Source organism: Rossellomorea sp. YZS02, assembly GCF_033963925.1.
In the GTDB taxonomy this organism is placed as follows: Bacteria; Bacillota; Bacilli; order Bacillales; family Bacillaceae_B; genus Rossellomorea.
Genome location: NZ_JAXBLY010000002.1, coordinates 71,424 through 88,488, shown reverse-complemented (window position 1 = coordinate 88,488; position 17,065 = coordinate 71,424). Strand labels below are relative to the sequence as shown.

The 17,065-nt window shown below is 46.2% G+C and carries 16 protein-coding genes; 12 read left to right on the top strand and 4 right to left on the bottom strand.

The window, feature by feature from the left end; genetic code table 11:
* Positions 1-41 precede the first annotated feature (41 nt).
* The gene (locus SLH55_RS02670) at positions 42-749 is read right to left on the bottom strand and encodes a DUF1836 domain-containing protein (protein WP_320322530.1); all 708 of its coding nucleotides are present in this window, start codon (positions 747-749) and stop codon (positions 42-44) included.
* Between the two features lie 158 nt (positions 750-907).
* On the opposite strand from SLH55_RS02670, the gene htpX reads away from it, so the two are divergent.
* The 10 genes from htpX (at position 908) to rlmD (ending at position 11,300) form a co-directional block, all read left to right on the top strand.
* A complete protein-coding gene (htpX, locus tag SLH55_RS02665) occupies positions 908-1,789 on the top strand; it encodes a protease HtpX (RefSeq protein WP_229593269.1) in 882 nt (293 codons plus the stop codon).
* 224 nt (positions 1,790-2,013) lie between these two features.
* Positions 2,014-3,099 (top strand): ABC transporter substrate-binding protein, encoded by a 1,086-nt coding sequence (locus tag SLH55_RS02660; RefSeq protein ID WP_320322529.1) that lies wholly within the window; start codon positions 2,014-2,016, stop codon positions 3,097-3,099.
* Positions 3,089-3,922 carry an alkaline phosphatase family protein gene (locus tag SLH55_RS02655; protein ID WP_320322528.1) on the top strand — a complete coding sequence of 278 codons (834 nt, stop codon included), beginning with the start codon at positions 3,089-3,091 and terminating at the stop codon, positions 3,920-3,922. The genes SLH55_RS02660 and SLH55_RS02655 overlap by 11 nt, the downstream gene beginning before the upstream one ends.
* A gap of 76 nt (positions 3,923-3,998) precedes the next feature.
* Entirely contained in the window at positions 3,999-4,844 is an 846-nt protein-coding gene (locus SLH55_RS02650; protein ID WP_320322527.1) for an ABC transporter permease, read from the top strand.
* Positions 4,841-5,620, top strand: coding sequence for an ABC transporter permease (locus SLH55_RS02645; RefSeq protein WP_219167178.1), 780 nt, complete (start codon positions 4,841-4,843; stop codon positions 5,618-5,620). The genes SLH55_RS02650 and SLH55_RS02645 overlap by 4 nt, the downstream gene beginning before the upstream one ends.
* Before the next feature lies 1 nt (position 5,621).
* Positions 5,622-6,626 carry an ABC transporter ATP-binding protein gene (locus SLH55_RS02640; RefSeq protein WP_320322526.1) on the top strand — a complete coding sequence of 335 codons (1,005 nt, stop codon included), beginning with the start codon at positions 5,622-5,624 and terminating at the stop codon, positions 6,624-6,626.
* Positions 6,623-7,402, top strand: a complete 780-nt coding sequence (locus SLH55_RS02635) for a DeoR/GlpR family DNA-binding transcription regulator (RefSeq protein ID WP_320322525.1) — start codon at positions 6,623-6,625, stop codon at positions 7,400-7,402. The genes SLH55_RS02640 and SLH55_RS02635 overlap by 4 nt, the downstream gene beginning before the upstream one ends.
* A gap of 12 nt (positions 7,403-7,414) precedes the next feature.
* Positions 7,415-8,380: a histidinol phosphate phosphatase domain-containing protein gene (locus SLH55_RS02630; RefSeq protein WP_320322524.1), complete on the top strand. Its 966-nt coding sequence runs from the start codon at positions 7,415-7,417 to the stop codon at positions 8,378-8,380.
* 192 nt (positions 8,381-8,572) lie between these two features.
* Entirely contained in the window at positions 8,573-9,742 is a 1,170-nt protein-coding gene (locus SLH55_RS02625; protein ID WP_320322523.1) for an N-acetylmuramoyl-L-alanine amidase, read from the top strand.
* A gap of 193 nt (positions 9,743-9,935) precedes the next feature.
* Positions 9,936-11,300: a 23S rRNA (uracil(1939)-C(5))-methyltransferase RlmD gene (rlmD, locus tag SLH55_RS02620; protein WP_413787078.1), complete on the top strand. Its 1,365-nt coding sequence runs from the start codon at positions 9,936-9,938 to the stop codon at positions 11,298-11,300.
* Between the two features lie 137 nt (positions 11,301-11,437).
* On the opposite strand, the gene SLH55_RS02615 is transcribed toward rlmD, so the two are convergent.
* The 3 genes from SLH55_RS02615 to SLH55_RS02605 are packed head-to-tail and all read right to left on the bottom strand — an operon-like array spanning position 11,438 to position 13,955.
* Positions 11,438-12,031, bottom strand: coding sequence for a hypothetical protein (locus tag SLH55_RS02615; RefSeq protein ID WP_320322521.1), 594 nt, complete (start codon positions 12,029-12,031; stop codon positions 11,438-11,440).
* Positions 12,028-13,053 (bottom strand): ABC transporter permease subunit, encoded by a 1,026-nt coding sequence (locus tag SLH55_RS02610; RefSeq protein ID WP_219167171.1) that lies wholly within the window; start codon positions 13,051-13,053, stop codon positions 12,028-12,030. The genes SLH55_RS02615 and SLH55_RS02610 overlap by 4 nt, the downstream gene beginning before the upstream one ends.
* On the bottom strand, positions 13,050-13,955 hold the full coding sequence (locus tag SLH55_RS02605; RefSeq protein ID WP_320322520.1) for an ABC transporter permease subunit: 906 nt from the start codon (positions 13,953-13,955) through the stop codon (positions 13,050-13,052). Before SLH55_RS02605 ends, SLH55_RS02610 begins: the two co-directional genes overlap by 4 nt.
* 161 nt (positions 13,956-14,116) lie before the next feature.
* Between SLH55_RS02605 and SLH55_RS02600 the strand changes: the two genes are divergently transcribed.
* Both SLH55_RS02600 and SLH55_RS02595 read left to right on the top strand, forming a co-directional pair.
* Positions 14,117-15,511, top strand: a complete 1,395-nt coding sequence (locus tag SLH55_RS02600) for an amino acid permease (protein ID WP_320322519.1) — start codon at positions 14,117-14,119, stop codon at positions 15,509-15,511.
* A 103-nt stretch (positions 15,512-15,614) separates the two neighbouring features.
* Entirely contained in the window at positions 15,615-17,060 is a 1,446-nt protein-coding gene (locus SLH55_RS02595) for a protein adenylyltransferase SelO (protein ID WP_320322518.1), read from the top strand.
* Positions 17,061-17,065: the final 5 nt, after the last annotated feature.

The following is a 17,065-nucleotide window of genomic DNA, read 5'->3' as shown; positions in this document are numbered from 1 at the left end:
AAAATGCCTGTCTCCCTTTTGAATGGGGGACAGGCATTTTTTTATGATAGGGCATCTGTTACATATTTCTTCGTCACGGCCTGATAAAACCCTGCCTGGACCGTCAGCACCGACACAATCATGACATTTAGGACTTTACTTACATTCTCTTCCATGATTCCGTCAAACGTCGAAAGCATGTCCCGGCACTCATCTTTGATGAACCCGTCGATATGCTCGTTTACCGAACCATCAGCTGTCTTTATGGAAGGTAAGGATTGGTGATGAATCTGATCGAAGACGGATGCATACGCAAGGTAAAGGTCCATGGGGTTGATGATATCATCCGTACGGTCATCGATATTGTTGAACACGAGTGTAAGGATTTTCCGGATGGAATCGAAATCAAGTGTTGCCTTGAGGTCTTCCACGATAAACAGCATGGCAGCCTGTTCAGTGGTGTATTTTTTTCCTAGCTGGGGGGAACCGATCAAGCCTCTGACATCCCGCTTCACCCAATTCTGAACGGTGCTCTGCGGAAAGTTGGTGAATTCAATCAGATTTCCCAAGGAGACGATCTCATTGAGTGAAAAACCGATTTCGCCCTTGGCGGGTTTGAGTATTTTTTGAATGATTGGTGGAAGTTCATCCTCTTTATGTAAATCACCCCACGCATCGTGAAGCGCACCTTGTGGGGTCCTGCTGTTTATGCCGTTCAGTGAGAGCAGGAGGTGGGCCATATGTTTGCGCGTCAATTTAATCGTTTCCATCGTGATTACCCCGTCCCTTTTACAATTATCTTCTTCTATACTACTGGTTCGTCAGGTCCTCGTCAATTTCACCTTTTGCTTGTATTTCAGTCTAAAAGGAATTATAATATATTCAGATACAGGTTCATATGAACTTGAAATAGGAGTGAGGAAACAAGATGGGGAAACGTATATTTTACTTCCTGTTAACGAACGTTTTAGTATTACTGACGATTAGTATCATTTTTTCCGTCACAGGAGCGGGGAACTACATCACGGCTTCAGGCGGGCTGGATTTAGGTGCACTACTCGTATTCAGTGCCATTATCGGTTTTTCCGGGTCATTCATCTCTCTGGCGATGTCACGCTGGATGGCGAAGCGGATGATGGGTGTCCAAGTGCTGAACCCGGATGGAGCCCTGTCTTCTGAGGAACGTGCGGTTGTGGAGAAAGTCCATCGTCTTTCAAGAGCGGCAGGACTCACACATATGCCGGAAGTGGGAATTTATCATTCTCCTGAAGTCAACGCATTCGCAACAGGTCCTTCGAAGAAACGCTCACTTGTGGCCGTTTCAACTGGATTGCTACGTGAAATGGATGACGATGCAGTGGAAGGCGTTATCGCCCATGAAGTGGCCCACGTAGCGAACGGGGATATGGTGACAATGACCTTACTTCAAGGTGTGGTCAACACATTCGTTGTCTTCCTGGCACGGATTGCAGCATGGATCGCGTCGCGTTTTGCAAGGGAAGAAATGGCACCGATCGTGCATTTCATTGCCGTGATTGTATTCCAGATCGTATTCTCGATCTTAGGTAGTCTGGTTGTCTTCGCTTATTCCCGTCATCGTGAGTACCACGCTGACAGAGGCGGAGCGGACCTTGCCGGTAAGGATAAAATGGTTCATGCCCTACAGATGCTGAAAGCTTACTCAAGCCGCATGAAGGGTGAAGATGATACGGCCATTTCTACATTGAAAATCAATGGACGACGTAAATCGGCGATGTTTTCGACTCACCCTGATTTGGATGAGCGGATCAGTCGTTTGCAAGCGAAATAATAGAAGATTTAAAAGGTGTCTGACTCCGTTAAGGGGAGTCGGGCACTTTTTTTATGGACTTTTTTAAGCATCTCAAATCATCCTAATCCCTGTCCTTTACATCAAATTAACATTATTTCAGAATAGTTTAACGTTTGATTAATCTCTTATTTACTTTGGTTTCCTATGATGAATGTGTGAAACAAAAGAAAACAAAAATGATTCAAAACTAGGAGGAGACATCCATGAAGAAGAATGCATTGTTGAAGGTATTAACTGTTGGGGTGACTTCCGCTTTCCTTATGGCGGGCTGTTCAGGGAACGATAACGCAGAAGAAAGCAAAATCGATACTAGTAATCTATCATTGGATCAAATAGAAAAGAAAGCAAAAGAAGAAGGGGAAGTGAACTCAGTCGGAATGCCGGACTCATGGGCGAACTGGGGACAGACTTGGAAGGATATCACTGAGAAATATGATATCAAGCATACAGATACAGATATGTCGAGTGCTGAGGAGCTTGCTAAGTTTGAAACCGGAGATGCCGATGTAGGGGATGTTGGTGTGGCATTCGGACCTCTTGCAGAAGAGAAGGAACTGACTCTTCCGTATAAACCATCGCACTGGGATGAAATCCCTGATTGGGCAAAGGACGACAATGGAGACTGGGTGGTTGGTTATACAGGAACACTTGCTTTCATTACCGACAAAAATAATGTGAAAAACCCTCCTACTTCATGGAGTGACCTGTTGAACGGTGACTATAAGGTGGATGTAGGTGACGTGATGAAGGCCAATCAAGCACAATTCGCAGTGCTTGCAGCTGCTTTTGCCAACGGCGGGGACGAGAAAAATATTGAGCCGGGAATCGAGTTCTTCCAGAAGCTTGCGAAACAGGATCGCCTGCAGACGACGGATCCTTCCCTGACAGCTCTTGAAAAAGGGGAGACTGATGTTGCCATTGTATGGGATTTCAATGCATTGAACTACCGTGATCAAATTGATAAAGATCGCTTTGAAGTGGTCATTCCATCTGATTCATCGGTTGTTTCCGGGTATGCGAATGTCATCAATAAGAATGCCAAGGATCCACACGCAGCGATGCTGACACGTGAGTACATCCTATCAGATGAAGGTCAGGCAAATCTTGCACGTGGTTATGCAAGACCGATCCGTGAAGATGTGAAACTTCCAGAAGATGCGAAGGCAAAGCTTCTGCCTGATAGCATGTATAAGAACGCAAGACCGGTCGAGGATGCCAAAGCATGGGAAGAGGCAACAAAATCTCTTCCACAAAAATGGCAAGAGGAAGTGTTAGTCCATGTCAACTAACGACAAGCTGATTTTCATCATGATTGATGGACTGCGCTTTGACACGGCCGTCGATAACATGGGGTATCTGCATCACTTGGTGGAAAAGGGACAGGCTTCAAGATTCAAGGTGATTTCAGAGATGCCGAGCATGTCCCGGCCCCTGTACGAAGTCTTGTTGACGGGAACGCCTCCCTATCAAAACGGAATCACGTCCAATCAGATTGTACGTGGTTCAAAGGAAGAGAGCATCTTTCATTTGACAAGTAAAAATGGGTTGAAGAATGCAACGGCAAGCTACCACTGGGTGAGTGAACTCTATCATTCTGCCCCTTTCAATCCCATGACGGATCGCATAAAGCTTGATGGGAATGGTGCCATTCAGAACGGTATGTTTTACTGGGAGGATCACTATCCCGATACGCATCTTTTTGCCGATGCCAACTATTTGAAAACGACGAAAGATCCTGACTTTCTCTATATTCACAGCATGAATATAGATGATGATGGACACAAATATACCGCAGATTCTGCCGGTTACAGAAATCGTGTGATTGCTGTCGACGTTATGCTTGCTTCCATTCTGCCGGACTGGATCGAGGAAGGTTATCAAATCATCATCTCAGCCGATCATGGAATGAACAAGGATGGTCAGCATGGAGGGACGACGAAGGAAGACCGGGAAGTCCCGTTATTTGTGATCAGTTCGAAACTAGAGGCGGGAATCTATGAACAGGAAGTCCCGCAGCTTCAAATCGCACCATTACTTTGCAAACTATTAAACATTCAACCGTCACCTGCCATGCAGGAGTTAACGATTCCAGGCCTCACTGAGGGTTTATAGTCCTTCTCAGGGTGGATGGGCGTATATCCCCTTCACCCTGAACATGAGGACAATGGTGTAAAAGGAGTGAATACTCATGAAAAAGAGGAAATCCGGTATATTTCTTACGATGGTTCCTTTAGTGGTCTTTATTCTATTATTCTTAATCGTTCCATTGGTATCGATGATTCATGCAAGTTTTACAAAAGGTGGGGAAGGGTCATTCTCCCTGGCTAACTACATGGAGATCTTTACGAATCCCTATTACTATCAATCATTCGAGAATAGTATCATCATTTCGGTTTCGTCTACCGTTGTGGCGATGATCCTGGCGCTTTTTGCCTCATACGCCATTACGTTTTTTCACAAGAGAACACAGGACCGGATTCTCGTACTGGCAAATTTAACGTCAAACTTCGCCGGAATTCCGTTATCCTTCGCATTTATCGTCTTATTGGGGAATAGCGGCGTGTTTACGATTTTAGCGGAAAAACTGGATGTCGCGCTGTTGAATCATTTTAACCTGTATTCTTGGACAGGTCTCATTCTTATTTATATTTACTTTCAATTGCCCTTGGCCGTCATGCTTATGTTCCCTGCGTTTCATGGCATCAAGGAGCAGTGGCGGGAATCGGCTTATCTTCTTGGTGCGTCCCCGCTAACATTCTGGAAACGGATCGGCATTCCGATCCTCCTGCCGAGCGTCGCAGGTACAGCGAGTATTCTGTTTGCGAATTCAATGGGAGCCTATGCCTCGGCCTATGCCCTGACAGGAAGTACGTATAATCTGGCTACGATCAGGATTGGAGCCTTGATCTCAGGTGATATCTATGCCCAACCGGAACTTGGAAGCGCCCTTGCTGTGCTACTGGGAGTAACGCTGATTGTCTCGATGCTGATCAATGAATGGCTCACAAGAAAGGTAAGGAGGGATGTCGGATGAAGAAAAGTCGGTTATCGTTCGTCCCCTTGGTCATTGTGTTTGCTTATCTTATTGTTCCATTAGTAGCGACGTTCTTATATTCGGTCTCGACTAAATGGAATCAAACGGTTCTGCCGGAAGGAATCACCTTTAAGTGGTATACGGAGCTATTCAGTGATGGAGCGTTTACTTCAGCTGTCCTCCGTTCCCTTGTGCTTTCAGGAGGGGCAACCGTTCTTTCAGCCCTCTTCATGGTGCCAGCGATCTTTGCCATTGTAGTCTATGCCCCGCGTTTGGAAAAAGGGCTGCAGGCGATTGTGCTCCTTACCTATGCCATGCCGGGAGTTATTATGGCAGTGGGACTGTTAAGAGCCTATTCGAAAGTCGGAGTTCCCATGGTACTGGTCACGGTCGGTGCATATTTCATCGGAATCATGCCTTATATGTATCAGGGTACACGCAATAGTCTCAGAAACATTCATGCTGTGTCCCTGATGGAATCGGCTGAACTATTGGGGGCATCTAAAGTATCGGCCTTCAGGAAAATCATCGTTCCCAATATCATGACGGGCATACTGGTGTCAGCCCTCCTTTCATTCTCGATTCTCTTTGGAGAATTCGTCCTGGCGAACTTATTGGTCGGTGGCAGTTATGAAACCGTACAAATTTACTTGTATCAGCAATTAAAGAAAAGTGGTCACTTCTCCAGTGCCATCGTTGTGTGTTATTTCGTATTCATCAGTATCCTATCAAGCTTGGTTGTGAAATTTGCCCAGCGTAAAAAGGAGTCGTTCTAACATGAGCTTTATCACATTGAATCAAATCCAGAAATCCTTTGAAGGCCAGACGGTCATTCAAGACATGAACCTTGAAATCGAGAAAGGGGAGCTTGTGACGTTCCTGGGTCCGAGTGGGTGCGGGAAAAGTACGCTCCTCAGGATGATTGCAGGTCTTGTCACACCGGAAGAAGGCTCCATTTTGATTGATGGAAGAGATGTGACCAATGTCTCACCGAAGGACAGAGGAGTGGGAATGGTGTTTCAATCGTATGCTCTGTTTCCCAATATGAATGTGTATGAAAATGTCGCTTTCGGATTGAAGATGAAGAAAATGGAGAAGAGCGAAATCCATGACAAAGTGATGACTATCATTGAACTGGTAGGACTGACAGGGAAAGAAAAGGCCTTTCCACATGAATTATCGGGCGGTCAGCAGCAGAGGGTCGCTTTGGCAAGAAGTGTCGTCGTGGAACCGAAAGTTCTTCTGTTGGATGAACCATTAAGTGCCCTTGATGCACAAATCCGTAAAAATCTTCAAAAGCTGTTACGTTCGATTCAGCAAAGACTTGGGATCACGATGATCCTTGTGACTCACGATCAGGAAGAAGCCATGGTGGTCAGTGATCGAATTGTCTTGCTGAACAAAGGTGAAATGGTTCAAAGCGGTCATCCTCACGATATCTATATGAATCCGTCTACGGAATTTGCCGCCAGATTCATCGGTCATTACAATGTCCTGGAGGCAGATGAGCTCGATGCCTTACTTGGGCCGACAGCCCTTCCTGAACACAGTCTGTACGCCATCCGTCCTGAAGCGTTTCAGAGAACGGAATCAGGACATTCTTCTGCGGTTACAGCCGTGGTGAAAGACATCGCTGTATTGGGAAGCATCGTACGCTATACGTTGGAGTCGAACTCTGTGACTTTTTCTGCCGATTTGCTGCAGCAAAGAGAGACAGGACTGAAACCTGATGGTGAAGTCATTCTATATATTCAAAAAGAGGATGTGATTCCACTGACATGAGTGCATTTGCAGCTGACCGGCACAGATTAATAGAAGACATCCTTCATGAGGATGAGAAAATATACGTCACACAGTTAGCAGAAAAAATGAATGTGACACCTGAAACCATTCGGAAGGACCTGGCAATCCTAGAGAAAGAAAATCGCCTCACCCGCGTCCATGGAGGAGCGGTGAAATACGTTCCGCCCGTGCAGGAGCCATTGTTCCGACAAAAGATGAATGTCCACCTCGAGGCCAAGCGGACAATCGGGAAACTTGCTTCCCGCTATATTCAGGACGGGGATACGATCATGCTTGACGTCGGCACCACAACCTATCAACTGGCCTATGCTCTGGCAGGACTTCAGCGCCTCACGATTGTCACCAATTCCCTGGCTTCAGCAGAAATCATCAATAAGAATCTTGAAGCAAAGATCTTTGATGGAAAGCTTGTCATGCTTGGCGGGATGAGCAACCCTGAACAGAAATCCGTGTCAGGGGCCATGACCATTCAGATGCTCCGGCATTTTCAATTTGACAAAGTGTTTCTGTCTTGCGGAGGAGTCACAATCACAGATATATTCGATTATGATTTGGAAGAATCCCTCGTTTCTGAAACCGTCATGAAGCAGGGAAGGGAGACCTATCTGCTGGTTGATTCCTCTAAATTGAACCGGACCTCCTTTTGCAGGATTGGTTCAATGACAGAACTTAACTATGTGGTATGCGATGCACCGATGCCGAGGGAGTGGCAGAAGAGTAAACGCACCACATTTAAAAAATGGATTTCGCCATAAGGAGGAGACACCATGACTGTCGATTATCACGTACATCTGGAAGAAGGGCCCTATTCATTTCGCTGGCTTGAACGCACAAGCCGCGCATTGCAGCACTTTCAACCGCTTAGTGAGGGGTTCCATCATAGAGAGTGGATTCAAGCCAGCCACAACCTGCTGATTGAGCGGCTAGAAAAAGGTCCATATTCATCCCAATGGCTGGATCTATACTTACAGAAAGCCAAAGAGAGAAATCTCAAGGAAGTCGGTATTGTCGATCATTTATATCGTTTCAGGGAAACCAGAGACTATTTCGAGAAGCACATGGATATCAGTGAGTCAGACTTGGGGAAAAAGCAGCATCAATGGTTGAAGCAGGTGATGACCGAAAACATGGGGGACTTTGTCGACTTCATTGAAAGTCAGAAAACAAAATGGGCGGAACATGGTATCAAGTTACGGCTTGGGATGGAAGCTGACTTCTTTCCGGGTTGCCATGATCAGCTAAAGGAATTGTTATCCACTCATCAATGGGATTATGTGATTGGTTCGGTTCATTTCATTGATGGATGGGGTTTTGACAACCCTGAAACGAAAGGGCGATTTGAACAATATGATCTGCAAGATTTATATGGACGCTTCTTTCAAATCGTCGAAGAGGCCATCCGCAGCGGCTTGTTTGACTTCGTCGCCCACCTTGATAATTTGAAAGTTTTTAATTATAGACCGGATGAAGAAACTCTTAGGCCTCATTACCATAAGATTGCACGTGCATTAGTGGAAACGAATACAGAAACGGAAGTGAATGCGGGTTTATTTTATCGTTACCCGATCAAGGAAATGTGCCCAAGCACAAGCTTTCTGAAAGTGCTTGCTGAAGCAGGGGTGAAATTCACCACCTCGTCGGATTCTCACTTTCCGGATGATATTGGATGTTATGTGGAGGAGAATACAGAGAGATTAAAGGAACTTGGTATCCTGCATGTGGCCACATTTTAAGATCGAAATTGGGAAAGGATCCATATTGGGACACCCTTATTAATAGTAAACTAATATTATTATTTCTGATTTAATAGATGGAGTGTCTGCCTAACGATTTTATGATCGTGTATGGCGGGCACATTTTTCTTCTGTTGCCGTGACCAATTCTCTTATCTATGAATATTTTACTAGTGAAGGAGGATACAAAATATGGTAAAAGCTAGTGATTATTTAATAGCATTAGATGATGGTCATGGTCTTGGAACAGCTGGTAAACGAACACCTTATATTCCGTCGATTGGAAGACAGATCAGGGAGAATGAGTTCAATGAAAGAGTGACTTACTTTTTGAAGCTTGAATTGGAAAGGTGTGGATTCCGGACCCTTCTCACGGCACCGACAGATGCAGATACTCCGTTGAAGGCAAGGACGGATGCAGCGAATTCCCTGGGGGCGGACGCATTGGTGTCCAATCATTATAACGCCTTCGATGGAAGGTTTGATGGTCCCGGAAAGGATGCTGAAGGACATTCGCTACATGTTTATTTCAATGATGCACAAGACAGACGTCTCGCAGAAAATATCGCGAAGTATTTGAAGCAGGGAACAAAGCAAGTGTACCGTGGGATCATTGAACAAAATCTTCATATGACAAGGGAGTTCAATGGACCTGCCGTCCTCGTGGAGAATGGTTTCATGGACAATGAGAGAGAAGCGTTACTCATGATCAATGAGGATTTTCAACGTGAGACAGCTAGGGAGCAGGCCCTGGGGATCTGTGATTTCTTCGGAGTGCCATATGTAGCCGCAGGGAGTGGCGGGCAGGTGGGAACGCCGCCGGTTTCAGGTGGGACAAGCGGTGATAGTGTTGCGGGCAAGCGTGTTGAGAGCATCTATAAAGGGGCGGAAGGTCTCGATTTTTACAGCCGTCCGACATTCGATGATAAGTACCGGGCAGGGACATTGAAATTTGGTTATGGATTTCCGACGATTGTCAGGAAGTTAAAAGTAGAGGGAGCAGAGATGTATGAGGTGAAGAACTCCAGAGGATATGCTTACTACGTCACGGCCTCTCCGCAATTTGTGAAGGTGGAAGGAAGTGGACAACCATCGGGTGGATCTGCATCACCTCCACCTGTATCAGGAGGCCCGATTGCCATCGGTGAAATCACGATCATAGGGGTGGCGAATGCTGCCATCATACAAGATCGTCCGGATCGTCTCGCATCTCAAAACCTCGGGACTATCAGAAAAGGCAGGACCATTCCTGTCACCGGATCTGTAAGGGGCAGAAACAGCAGCTCAGGCTATTGGGAAGTTGTTTATAATGGCAAAAGAGCGTATATCACAGGAGATTATGGCCGGTACAAGGCCTATTAAAGTGGGACAGAGGGACAGGTCCACTGTTCCGTTTTCAGGATTAATCACGTAAGGAGCCTTGATATTAAGGCTTCTTTGTTGCGTCTCAATCCCTAGATCCTTGTTGCATTCCGCCTTCATTTTTAATAAAGTATAGAGTTAGAGAGCATTTTGAAGGAGGACGTAGATAGTGTCGAATATAAAACCAGAAACAATGGTTGCTACTATAGAAGAATTAGATCAAAAAGGATCGGGACAGGCTGTCATTTGGCGTGAAAATGAGCTTGGGAATCCGAAGAAACTGAGACTTACGATCCCTCAGACCCTGCTCGGGGAAAAGGTGAAAGTGACAGTCGACCAGCCGGACCGCAGAAGGCGGAAGGCGATGGCTGATGAAATCCTGGAGGAGAACCCTGAACGTGTTGCCCCGCCCTGCCCGCATTTTGAGCGATGCGGAGGATGTGTGTGGCAGCATTGGGATTACGAAGGTCAGTTGAAGCACAAGACCGATCATGTAAAAGAAGCGTTGATAGGGCAGGGATTTGATCCTGAACTCGTCCGTGACACGTTGGGGATGGACAACCCGTGGCGTTACCGGAATAAGATGGAGTTTACGTTTTCACCTGAAGGAGAGCTTGGTTTGCATGAACAGGGGAACTTCCGTAAAATCATCTCTCTTGAAACGTGTCTGATCGCAAGTGAAGAGATGGTCGAAGCGACCATGGAAGTCGCTGATTGGGCGAAGGATCATGCCTTGCAGGGGTATGACAAGGATAAGCATGAAGGATTGTTACGCCATTTAATGGTCCGTCAATCGTTTGCAACAGGCGAATTGATGCTTGCCGTATTCTCTACGGAAGCACCTGATGCCCATCCAAAAGCTGTCGATGATCTAGTGAACCGTGTCAGCGAGAAATTTCCGCACGTTAAGAGTCTCTTATGGCTTGAGAACACGGCATGGGCTGACCGTACACAGGCAGAAGAAATTCATCTGCTTTCCGGCCGTGACTTCATTTATGACGAGATGGACGGCTATCGTTTCCGCCTTTGGTTTGATACGTTCTTCCAGACGAATCCGACTCAGGCACAGAAACTTGTAGATTTGGCGATTGAAATGGGACAGCCTAAGGAGACGGAAAAAATGATCGATCTTTTCTGTGGAGTAGGGACGTTCTCCCTTCCGTTTGCTAGCCGTGTTGGAGAGCTTTCCGGTATTGAAATCGTCGAAAGCTCCATTGAATCTGCGAAACGGAACGCCAGTGATAATGGCATAGCCAACACGACATTCCTTGCAAAGGATGCACGTAAAGGAATCGATCAGATGCTCGAGAGCTTCGGTCATCCCCAGCTGTTGATGCTGGATCCTCCGCGTTCCGGCGCCGGCGGGAAAGTGATGAGACGGATCGGGCGTGCGAAACCGGAGCGCATTGTGTACGTTTCATGTAACCCGGATACATTCGCGACGGATATCAAGGAGCTCGAACCATTCGGGTACACACTTGATGCCGTTCAACCTGTCGACCTGTTCCCTCATACCGTTCACGTAGAATGCGTAGCGACATTGACATTAAATGCATAACAAGGACTGAACCGGTTTCATACCCATATGAAAATCCCTGCCCATCATGAATGGGGCAGGGATTTTTTTGAGGGACGGACCTCAAATTCACACTCCAATATAAATTTTTAGTCCAGTTTAGAGGTCCGTCCCTCAAGTTATTTTAATGGCCTTGATTTTTTGGGGATGTTGGTGAGGTTCCACTTGGCACCGTCTCCGTTTGGGTCTGAGATGCTGACGATCGGGGCGATGAGGATCATTCCAGATACGGTGTTTTCGTTGTGTTCAAAGTCAAGGTATCCGATGTTGAATGCGATGTCCTCGCCCCAAAAACCATAGATTTCCTGGATTTTTGATTTTTGGATGGCGGGGTTGAAAAGGACTTCGAGCTTGTAGCGGGAGTCCGGATTGATCCGATTCAGTTTGATCGTAAAGTTGCCTTTTTCGTCCACTACCCCTGTACTTTCAGTGACGTATTCTTCACTTTCTTCCCCCTGCCAGTTGATCACCCTTGCGTAGGGCTCGAATTCCCCGTAATCCTTGAGCCCGGCAAACATGATACTATCTTCTGGCAGGTTGGATTTTCCTTCAACGATAAGTTCATCCCCTTGCAGAAGGACGTTACCAGATAAGTCAATCCTGACCCCTGAAGGAGTAGCCGATTTTTGAGGGAGTTCGGTTGCCATTTCAACACGGCAACCGGTCAGTAAGATAAGACATACAGACAAAATGAACATCAGCCGATTTCTCAATGGAACCCCTCCTTTGAGTGGTTCGTGAACGTAAATGGATCTTCCAGCCTAGAAGGAGGTGCCGGCTTGTCAGGAGAGGTCCGTCCCTCACTGACAGGGATTGTATCTTCCAACAGAACTTCCTTCAAAAACCTGGTGATTTCATTGATGCAAAAGATTGAAACGGCGAAAAAGGCTAGAGGTGTCAGCACGAGCCATGTATGAAGAAAGACCATCTGAATATTGATGCTCATCGTCGCCGCCCATTCATTCGTAAAAGAGAAGTATTCTGGTACATGCTCCATGATCCCGAATTCCACTGTTTTCAGTCCGCCGAGGCAGATGTGAAGAACCCCGAGTTGAATGAGTAAGTATAAAGTCTGGGATACCTGTTCAGAAAACATGACCAGGGCATGGCGGCTGAATTGAGGGCGCAGGTGCCGTTTGATGATATGGAACCTGGTTGCCCCGATTTGCCTGGAGACAGAAATAAAATCATTCTTCAAATATTCCTTCATTTCCTCTCCCAGATACATTCCGAGTGATGGGATGACAATGATGGCAATTACTATGACCTCAATGATCAAAAATTGAAACGAATACATCGCTCCTGCTTCAAATGCAAGCTGAAGGGGAGTGAGGAGAACGAAGGCAATGATGGCTAGGGGGATGAAATTGAATGTATCCCCGACTCCCTTGATGATCTGTCTCACCCAATTTGGAAGAAACGCGTAGAGTATCCCGAACAGAAAGCCGCCGACCATGCGGAGAAGCGCAATGACGATTGCCGATAAGAGTGTATATTTCGCTCCTGCGAGAAGTAAATAAAATAAATTCCTCCCAAGTTTATCACTGCCAAGAGGAGACATTTGCTCCATTGTATAAGGAGGATCCGCGTAAACCCTGCCGGAATCATCCTTTAAATACGCGGGACCGGGCTCAAGGAGATCCGGGAAAAGGTAAGGTATGATGAAGCTTGATGAAAGCATGACAAGCAGAAAGCCCAGTGGCAGCCAAAATCTGATTGATCTCAAGACCCTCATGAACCGACCTCCTCTCCGGACAGCCATTTCTTCAGAATGACCGATCCTAATGTAAACACGACGAAAAACGGTATGTAAATCATCATCATCCCGATGAAGAACGCAATGGGAGTATTGATCGACATATCCAGAAGTACATTCATAAATCCGTTGATATTAAAAAGGATTTCAATGATCAACAGATTCGAAAGCATCAGCAGGAAGATTGGCTTGATATGATAATAGAAATGGACCCATACATTTCGGAACAGATGAACCCATATCGTATAAGCTTTTGAAAATCCTTTAGAATAAGAATACTCTACATATGGTTTCTCTTCCTCTTCCCTAAGCTGAAACAAGAAATTCTTTGTTAAAAAAGCAATCGGCATGATCGCAAGACAAACAATGGGGAGCAGATAGATCTTTTCATCGCCAAGGGTATAAATGTCGAATAACAAAATATCGGTCTTCTTGAAAAACCAGACAATGAACAGCTGAATGAAAACGATGATCATGACATCCGGCAGTGAGTCCAGGGAATCCAGTAGTCGAAAGCATATGCGATAGACTTTCCTTGGCAGAAACATAAACAAGTAGCTCAACAGAGAAGACGCGATGGCAGCAAGGAAGAAGGAAAGTAGCAAGAGAGAAAATGAATAACCAAACAGTTGAAAGAATATCGGATAAATCGGATAGCTTTTGAAGTCCATGGGATCGCCTATCCTGATGATGATGGAGCCGGGATCCAGTAGTTCAAGACCCATATTCTGCAGGGTTTGAAGATATTTTCCCAGCATGATCACTAATTCATCATCGTAATCGAGCAATGAACCTGCTCCGCTGAAAAGGAATAACCCGATGCATGTGAGCACAAATTGCATGGGAAGACCGATAAAATGAAGTTTTCTCAGTAGAGACACCCCCAACCTCTTTTAGATTTAGTATAACTTTATGTTACAAAAATTTCAAAATAATTTTAATTTTTACAATAATGTTAATTGACTGGGAGGTGGCTGGTTGCATAGTTATTCGGGTCAATGAAAACCCTATGAGTATGTGAATCATATGAAAGGGTGATGGAATGAAAGACGAGCATTTATTGACCCAGACCGTTGCACATCATCAACACAAAAAGCGTAAGAGACGGGAGGGGACCAAGTTAAGCTGGTGGCAGCTTTCCCTGATCGGCATCGGGTCGGTCATCGGGGCCGGATTCTTCCTTGGAACGGGATTATCAATCAAGACAGCCGGACCTTCCATCCTGATCGATTATGTCATCGCCGGTGTAACGGCTTATTTTGTGTTCAGTGCCCTGGCGGAAATGATTACAAATGATCCCCAAAAAGGGACATTTCGTATCTATGCAAAGAAAGCATTTGGTCATTCCTTCGGGTTTGTATCGGGATGGATGTACTGGATTTCCGGCATCCTGATCATGTCCAGTGAAATCGTGGCATTATCGACGTTTACTCAATTTTGGTTTCCGCACATTCCGTTATGGATTTTTTCCATCATGTATGCTGTCCTGGGATTTGGTATCAACCTCTTGGGTGCAAGTAACTTTGGGAGAATAGAATCGGTTTTTGCTGTGATTAAATTATCCACGTTGCTGATTTTTATTGTGTTCGGTGCCCTGCTATTATTACATATCATTTCGCCATCCGAGCTTGCTTCCGCTAAGAACGCAGGCATCTCTCCTTTTATGCCCGAGGGGATTAAAGGCACGTGGGCTGCGTTGATATTTGTATTCTTCTCCTTTGGGGGGATTGCGGTCCTCGGGATTGCGTCCAATGAATTGAGGGAGAAAAATGACGTCCCGAAGGCAGGGAAGGGGACACTCTTTTCACTTGTGACGGTCTATGTACTTTCGTTGTTTTTTGTCATGAGCATGGTGTCCTGGACGAAGATCAACGAAACGGAAAGTCCTTTTGTAACGGCACTTTCGGCTTATCATATCCCGTTCCTCGATTCGATTTTCAATATCATCATCATCAGTGCAGCATTCTCGACGATGGTGGGGGCGCTTTTTTCAATCACGAATGTGATGATATCCCTTGCTGTAGATGGGGATGCACCGAAAGGATTTGCTGAAAAAAATGATCGGGGAGTGGCGGTGAAATCCCTGATGATCACAGCGATCGGACTTGGCGTATCGATTCTGTTTTCATTCCTCTTGCCCAATGAAGTGTATGAATATATCACCACAGCGGCAGGGGTCATGCTGATCCTGAACTGGGTGATTATCCTTGTGTCCCATATAAAGCTTCATCCTTCCTATGATGCTTCGAATGGGAAATTCAAGATGTTCGGCTATCCTTTTACATCATATATTGGCATCGGTCTGATTCTTCTTGCGATTTCAGGAGCTATGGTCCATGCTAATCAACGAATCGGATTGTTCATATCATTAGGGTTGATCCTTGTGATCTATCTGTCTTATTGGGGCATTTTCCGCAAGGGTCATAAAGGACATTAAAGGATAGTAGCAGTATAATGGAGGAGAGAAAAGAGAGCTTCACAGAAAATCATAGAAGGTCTATGATTTTCTGTTTTATTTACGAATAGGAGGAGATGACACGATGGAAAATGAAGCAGGTTGGAATCTCGAAAACAGTTTTACCAGTCTTCCAGGGGCATTATTTACCCGTCAGGATCCGACTCCTGTGCGTTCACCTGAGCTATTGGTGTTGAACGAGGAGGTGGCGGAATCGTTAGGGTTGGATGCAACGAAGCTTGAAGCCGGTGTATTATCAGGCAATGATATCCCAACGGGTGCGGACCCCCTTGCCCAAGCCTACGCCGGGCATCAATTTGGTCACTTTAACATGCTGGGGGACGGGCGTGCGGTCCTGATTGGTGAACAGATTACGCCGAGTGGTGGGCGGTTCGATATCCAGTTGAAGGGTGGGGGAAGCACCCCCTATTCCCGTGGTGGTGACGGTCGCGCAGGACTCGGTCCCATGCTCCGGGAGCACATCATCAGTGAAGCCATGCATGGCCTTGGTATCCCTACAACCCGCAGTTTAGGGGTGGTGACGACGGGAGAGCCGATCTATCGTGAAACGCAACAGCGGGGAGCGATTCTGACAAGGGTTGCAGCCAGTCATCTCCGTGTCGGGACATTCCAGTTCGCTTCAAGATTTGGGGACGTGGAGGATTTGCGTGCACTGGCGGATTATGCCTTGGAGCGTCATTATCCTGAAGGTTTGGATGCGGAGAATCCTTATCTCTATCTGCTGGAGGGAGTCATCAAACGCCAGGCTGCCCTTATTGCTAAATGGCAGATGGCCGGGTTCATCCACGGCGTCATGAATACGGATAACATGACAATCAGCGGGGAGACGATCGATTATGGCCCATGTGCCTTCATGGATACGTACAATCCGAAGACGGTCTTCAGCTCGATTGATCGAGAGGGAAGATATGCATACGGAAATCAGCCGCCGATCGCCGGCTGGAATCTCGCCCGATTTGCCGAGAGCCTGCTGCCAATCCTTCATGATGAACAGGAAGAATCCCTGAAGCTTGCGCAGGATGCAGTCCTTGAATTTCCGAAGCTTTATGAGGAGCACTGGCTGAACGGCATGAGAACCAAGCTTGGATTATTCAATCGTGAAGAAGGGGACCGTGCACTTGCGGAAGAATTACTGCATCTATTGAAAGAAAATCAAGCAGACTATACCAATACGTTTCGCAGTTTGACCTTGGGGCATGAAGACGCTGCCCTTTTCAAGGACCCTGAATTTGCCCAATGGAAAATGCGATGGAATACAAGAAGGGACAGGCAGGAAGAATCGGGGGACGATTCACTTGAGCTGATGAAGAATAGCAATCCCTCGGTCATCCCAAGGAATCACCGGGTGGAAGAAGCTTTACAGGCTGCTGTCGATCATGATGATCTCAGCGTAATGGACCGGTTCCTTGCAGTGTTGAAAAATCCGTACGCCTACTCACCGGAACAGGATGAATATTGTTCACTTCCTGTCCCATCCGGTCGACCATATCGCACGTATTGTGGAACGTGATCAGC

What these genes read in the sequence shown, in the direction of transcription:
- SLH55_RS02670 (WP_320322530.1), bottom strand. Translation starts at nt 749, where the DNA reads ATGGAAACGATTAAATTGACGCGCAAACATATGGCCCACCTCCTGCTC.
- htpX (WP_229593269.1), top strand. Translation starts at nt 908, where the DNA reads ATGGGGAAACGTATATTTTACTTCCTGTTAACGAACGTTTTAGTATTA.
- SLH55_RS02660 (WP_320322529.1), top strand. Translation starts at nt 2,014, where the DNA reads ATGAAGAAGAATGCATTGTTGAAGGTATTAACTGTTGGGGTGACTTCC.
- SLH55_RS02655 (WP_320322528.1), top strand. Translation starts at nt 3,089, where the DNA reads ATGTCAACTAACGACAAGCTGATTTTCATCATGATTGATGGACTGCGC.
- SLH55_RS02650 (WP_320322527.1), top strand. Translation starts at nt 3,999, where the DNA reads ATGAAAAAGAGGAAATCCGGTATATTTCTTACGATGGTTCCTTTAGTG.
- SLH55_RS02645 (WP_219167178.1), top strand. Translation starts at nt 4,841, where the DNA reads ATGAAGAAAAGTCGGTTATCGTTCGTCCCCTTGGTCATTGTGTTTGCT.
- SLH55_RS02640 (WP_320322526.1), top strand. Translation starts at nt 5,622, where the DNA reads ATGAGCTTTATCACATTGAATCAAATCCAGAAATCCTTTGAAGGCCAG.
- SLH55_RS02635 (WP_320322525.1), top strand. Translation starts at nt 6,623, where the DNA reads ATGAGTGCATTTGCAGCTGACCGGCACAGATTAATAGAAGACATCCTT.
- SLH55_RS02630 (WP_320322524.1), top strand. Translation starts at nt 7,415, where the DNA reads ATGACTGTCGATTATCACGTACATCTGGAAGAAGGGCCCTATTCATTT.
- SLH55_RS02625 (WP_320322523.1), top strand. Translation starts at nt 8,573, where the DNA reads ATGGTAAAAGCTAGTGATTATTTAATAGCATTAGATGATGGTCATGGT.
- rlmD (WP_413787078.1), top strand. Translation starts at nt 9,936, where the DNA reads ATGGTTGCTACTATAGAAGAATTAGATCAAAAAGGATCGGGACAGGCT.
- SLH55_RS02610 (WP_219167171.1), bottom strand. Translation starts at nt 13,053, where the DNA reads ATGAGGGTCTTGAGATCAATCAGATTTTGGCTGCCACTGGGCTTTCTG.
- SLH55_RS02600 (WP_320322519.1), top strand. Translation starts at nt 14,117, where the DNA reads ATGAAAGACGAGCATTTATTGACCCAGACCGTTGCACATCATCAACAC.
- SLH55_RS02595 (WP_320322518.1), top strand. Translation starts at nt 15,615, where the DNA reads ATGGAAAATGAAGCAGGTTGGAATCTCGAAAACAGTTTTACCAGTCTT.